This window comes from Staphylococcus sp. EG-SA-10 (assembly GCF_017151945.1).
Taxonomy (GTDB): Bacteria; Bacillota; Bacilli; order Staphylococcales; family Staphylococcaceae; genus Staphylococcus; species Staphylococcus aureus.
The window spans coordinates 1-4,943 of the sequence record NZ_JACVZJ010000040.1 but is presented as its reverse complement, the minus strand read 5'-3'; the positions used below and the strand labels follow the sequence as shown (position 1 = coordinate 4,943).

Below are 4,943 nucleotides of genomic sequence, written 5' to 3'. Positions count from 1 at the left end.
CATCCTTGTTAAATTGTTTATATCTGAAATAGTTCATACAGAAGACTCCTTTTTGTTAAAATTATACTATAAATTCAACTTTGCAACAGAACCGTATTATGGAATAGAGATGTTGGTAACATTTATACAGGATCATTATACTTAAGTTTAATTTCGTTATTACAGAACCACACATTCCAACCAGAAGAGAAAGTATGTCTATTTAGTTATGGTTCAGGAGCAGTAGGAGAAATCTTTAGTGGTTCAATCGTTAAAGGATATGACAAAGCATTAGATAAAGAGAAACACTTAAATATGCTAGAATCTAGAGAGCAATTATCAGTCGAAGAATACGAAACATTCTTTAACAGATTTGATAATCAAGAATTTGATTTCGAACGTGAATTGACACAAGATCCATATTCAAAAGTATACTTATACAGTATAGAAGACCATATCAGAACATATAAGATAGAGAAATAAACTAGTGGCCGATTGTGCTTGATGAGCTTGGGACATAAATCCTAACTCGAAATAAATAAGCATATCACTAAACTGATTTTTTAAAGTTTACAGTGATATGCTTATTTTTTTATCTTACGATTTTGTACGTGCATGCTTGCCTAGGGGTATGGCTCGAGCCATTAGTCTCTCGCACATACTATTCCCTCAGGCGTCAGCACTTACAAAATCGGTTGTAATTTTCATTTTTATACGCATTCTTACTGAGATTATACTAATAAGAGGAATAGTAAAAGCAATTCTAAGTAAAATTGCAGATAAGAGGTTTGTTAAAAGCAGTTCTAAGTAAAATTACAGATAAGAGGTACGTTAAAAGCAGTTCTAAGTAAAATTGCAGATAAGAGGTTTGTTAAAAGCAGTTCTAAGTAAAATTGCAGATAAGAGGTACGTTAAAAGCAATTCCATGCAAAATTGCTGATAAGGGGTAAGTTAAAAGCAGTTCTCAGTAAAATTGCAGATAAGAGGTACGTTAAAAGCAGTTCTAGGCAAAATTGCAGATAAGAGGTGCGTTAAAAGCAATTCCATGCAAAATTGCTGATAAGGGGTAAGTTAAAAGCAATCCTAAGTAAAATTGCAGATAAGAGGTAAGTTAAAAGCAATCCTAAGTAAAATTGCAGATAAGGGGTACAGAAAAACTAGACTTGATTACAAAATGGAGCTTGGGACATAAATGATTTTTTAAAAATGAGATGAGACGTAGATTAACTCCATAATCAATACGAATCTATCGACTTCTTTATTTATGATATTCATCTCTTTTTAATGGAAATAAAAGTGCGATTAATGTGATAATACAGTTACGTTAATTAAAAAAATAAAAATGCAAGGAGAGGTAATATGCTAACTGTATATGGACATAGAGGATTACCTAGTAAAGCTCCGGAAAATACAATTGCATCATTTAAAGCTGCTTCAGAAGTAGAAGGTATAAACTGGTTGGAGTTAGATGTTGCAATTACAAAAGATGAACAACTGATTATCATTCATGATGATTATTTAGAACGGACTACAAATATGTCCGGGGAAATAACTGAATTGAATTATGATGAAATTAAAGATGCTTCTGCAGGATCTTGGTTTGGTGAAAAATTCAAAGATGAACATTTGCCAACTTTCGATGATGTAGTAAAAATAGCAAATGAATATAATATGAATTTAAATGTAGAATTAAAAGGTATTACTGGACCGAATGGACTAGCACTTTCTAAAAGTATGGTTAAGCAAGTGGAAGAACAATTAACAAACTTAAATCAGAATCAAGAAGTGCTCATTTCAAGCTTTAATGTTGTGCTTGTTAAACTTGCAGAAGAAATCATGCCACAATATAACAGAGCAGTTATATTCCATACAACTTCGTTTCGTGAAGACTGGAGAACACTTTTAGATTACTGTAATGCTAAAATAGTAAACACTGAAGATGCCAAACTTACTAAAGCAAAAGTAAAAATGGTAAAAGAAGCGGGTTATGAATTGAACGTATGGACTGTAAACAAACCAGCACGTGCAAACCAACTTGCTAATTGGGGAGTTGATGGTATCTTTACAGACAATGCAGATAAAATGGTGCATTTGTCTCAATAGAAAGTTAGAGGTGAGTCTTACGTTTCAGTGACGGTAGACTTACCTTTAACATGTTACATACTAAAAAATTAATTTGAATAAGAAAGAGAGACATATATGAAATACGATGATTTTATAGTAGGAGAAACATTCAAAACAAAAAGCCTTCATATTACAGAAGAAGAAATTATCCAATTTGCAACAACTTTTGATCCTCAATATATGCATATAGATAAAGAAAAAGCAGAACAAAGTAGATTTAAAGGTATCATTGCATCTGGCATGCATACACTTTCAATATCATTTAAATTATGGGTAGAAGAAGGTAAATACGGAGAAGAAGTTGTAGCAGGAACACAAATGAATAACGTTAAATTTATTAAACCTGTATACCCAGGTAATACATTGTACGTTATCGCTGAAATTACAAATAAGAAATCCATAAAAAAAGAAAATGGACTCGTTACAGTGTCACTTTCAACATACAATGAAAATGAAGAAATTGTATTTAAGGGAGAAGTAACAGCACTTATTAATAATTCATAATAAAACAGTGAAGCAACCATCGTTACGGATTGCTTCACTGTTTTGTTATTCATCTATATCGTATTTTTTATTACCGTTCTCATATAGCTCATCATACACTTTACCTGAGATTTTGGCATTGTAGCTAGCCATTCCTTTATCTTGTACATCTTTAACATTAATAGCCATCATCATGTTTGGATTATCTTTATCATATGATATAAACCACCCAATTTGTCTGCCAGTTTCTCCTTGTTTCATTTTGAGTTCTGCAGTACCGGATTTGCCAATTAAGTTTGCATAAGATCTATAAATATCTTCTTTATGTGTTTTATTTACGACTTGTTGCATACCATCAGTTAATAGATTGATATTTTCTTTGGAAATAATATTTTTCTTCCAAACTTTGTTTTTCGTGTCTTTTAATAAGTGAGGTGCGTTAATATTGCCATTATTTTCTAATGCGCTATAGATTGAAAGGATCTGTACTGGGTTAATCAGTATTTCACCTTGTCCGTAACCTGAATCAGCTAATAATATTTCATTATCTAAATTTTTGTTTGAAATTTGAGCATTATAAAATGGATAATCACTTGGTATATCTTCACCAACACCTAGTTTTTTCATGCCTTTTTCAAATTTCTTACTGCCTAATTCGAGTGCTACTCTAGCAAAGAAAATGTTATCTGATGATTCTATTGCTTGTTTTAAGTCGATATTACCATTTACCACTTCATATCTTGTAACGTTGTAACCACCCCAAGATTTATCTTTTTGCCAACCTTTACCATCGATTTTATAACTTGTTTTATCGTCTAATGTTTTGTTATTTAACCCAATCATTGCTGTTAATATTTTTTGAGTTGAACCTGGTGAAGTTGTAATCTGGAACTTGTTGAGCAGAGGTTCTTTTTTATCTTCGGTTAATTTATTATATTCTTCGTTACTCATGCCATACATAAATGGATAGACGTCATATGAAGGTGTGCTTACAAGTGCTAATAATTCACCTGTTTGAGGGTGGATAGCAGTACCTGAGCCATAATCATTTTTCATGTTGTTATAAATACTCTTTTGAACTTTAGCATCAATAGTTAGTTGAATATCTTTGCCATCTTTTTTCTTTTTCTCTATTAATGTATGTGCGATTGTATTGCTATTATCGTCAACGATTGTGACACGATAGCCATCTTCATGTTGGAGCTTTTTATCGTAAAGTTTTTCGAGTCCCTTTTTACCAATAACTGCATCATCTTTATAGCCTTTATATTCTTTTTGTTTTAATTCTTCAGAGTTAATGGGACCAACATAACCTAATAGATGTGAAGTCGCTTTTCCTAGAGGATAGTTACGACTTTCTGTTTCATTAGTTGTAAGATGAAATTTTTTTGCGAAATCTCTTAAATATTCATCCATTTTTTTAACGGTTTTAAGTGGAACGAAGGTATCATCTTGTACCCAATTTTGATCCATTTGTTGTTTGATATAGTCTTCAGAAATACTTAGTTCTTTAGCGATTGCTTTATAATCTTTTTTAGATACATTCTTTGGAACGATGCCTATCTCATATGCTGTTCCTGTATTGGCCAATTCCACATTGTTTCGGTCTAAAATTTTACCACGTTCTGATTTTAAATTTTCAATATGTATGCTTTGGTCTTTCTGCATTCCTGGAATAATGACGCTATGATCCCAATCTAACTTCCACATACCATCTTCTTTAACAAAATTAAATTGAACGTTGCGATCAATGTTACCGTAGTTTGTTTTAATTTTATATTGAGCATCTACTCGTTTTTTATTTTTAGATACTTTTTTTATTTTACGATCCTGAATGTTTATATCTTTAACGCCTAAACTATTATATATTTTTATCGGACGTTCAGTCATTTCTACTTCACCATTATCGCTTTTAGAAATATAACTGCTATCTTTATAAACTTGTTTGAAATTTTTATCTTCAATTGCATCAATAGTATTATTAATTTCTTTATCTTTTGAAGCATAAAAATATATACCAAACCCGACAACTACAACTATTAAAATAAGTGGAACAATTTTTATCTTTTTCATCAATATCCTCCTTATATAAGACTACATTTGTAATATATTACAAATGTAGTATTTATGTCAAAATAATGTTATAATTTTTGTGATATGGAGGTGTAGAAGGTGTTATCATCTTTTTTAATGTTAAGTATAATCAGTTCATTGCTCACGATATGTGTAATTTTTTTAGTGAGAATGCTCTATATAAAATATACGGTTCTGTTGCAAAGTTGAATTTATAGTATAATTTTAACAAAAAGGAGTCTTCTGTATGAACTATTTCAGATATAAACAATTTAACAAGGATA

At 30.9% G+C, this 4,943-nt stretch carries 4 protein-coding genes and 1 pseudogene; 4 read left to right on the top strand and 1 reads right to left on the bottom strand.

The genetic code is table 11. From position 1 onward, the window contains the following. The first annotated feature begins 72 nt into the window (after positions 1 to 72). From IDG45_RS13490 to IDG45_RS13480, 3 genes are all read left to right on the top strand, one after another. Positions 73 to 462, top strand: a complete 390-nt coding sequence (locus IDG45_RS13490; RefSeq protein ID WP_020444595.1) for a hydroxymethylglutaryl-CoA synthase — start codon at positions 73 to 75, stop codon at positions 460 to 462. An 876-nt stretch (positions 463 to 1,338) separates the two neighbouring features. Continuing rightward, positions 1,339 to 2,082, top strand: a complete 744-nt coding sequence (locus IDG45_RS13485; protein ID WP_000958858.1) for a glycerophosphoryl diester phosphodiesterase — start codon at positions 1,339 to 1,341, stop codon at positions 2,080 to 2,082. 96 nt (positions 2,083 to 2,178) lie between these two features. After that, positions 2,179 to 2,607 (top strand): MaoC family dehydratase, encoded by a 429-nt coding sequence (locus IDG45_RS13480; protein ID WP_000872606.1) that lies wholly within the window; start codon positions 2,179 to 2,181, stop codon positions 2,605 to 2,607. Between the two features lie 45 nt (positions 2,608 to 2,652). Here IDG45_RS13480 and mecA read toward each other — a convergent pair whose 3' ends face one another. After that, positions 2,653 to 4,662 (bottom strand): PBP2a family beta-lactam-resistant peptidoglycan transpeptidase MecA, encoded by a 2,010-nt coding sequence (mecA, locus tag IDG45_RS13475; protein WP_063852638.1) that lies wholly within the window; start codon positions 4,660 to 4,662, stop codon positions 2,653 to 2,655. 96 nt (positions 4,663 to 4,758) lie between these two features. Between mecA and IDG45_RS14120 the strand changes: the two are divergent. Beyond that, positions 4,759 to 4,866: pseudogene (locus tag IDG45_RS14120) on the top strand (beta-lactam sensor/signal transducer MecR1); the annotation flags it as partial. Between the last annotated feature and the right edge of the window lie 77 nt (positions 4,867 to 4,943).

Coding starts and splice junctions, on each gene's coding strand:
- IDG45_RS13485 (WP_000958858.1), top strand. CDS start 1,339: ATGCTAACTGTATATGGACATAGAGGATTACCTAGTAAAGCTCCGGAA.
- IDG45_RS13480 (WP_000872606.1), top strand. CDS start 2,179: ATGAAATACGATGATTTTATAGTAGGAGAAACATTCAAAACAAAAAGC.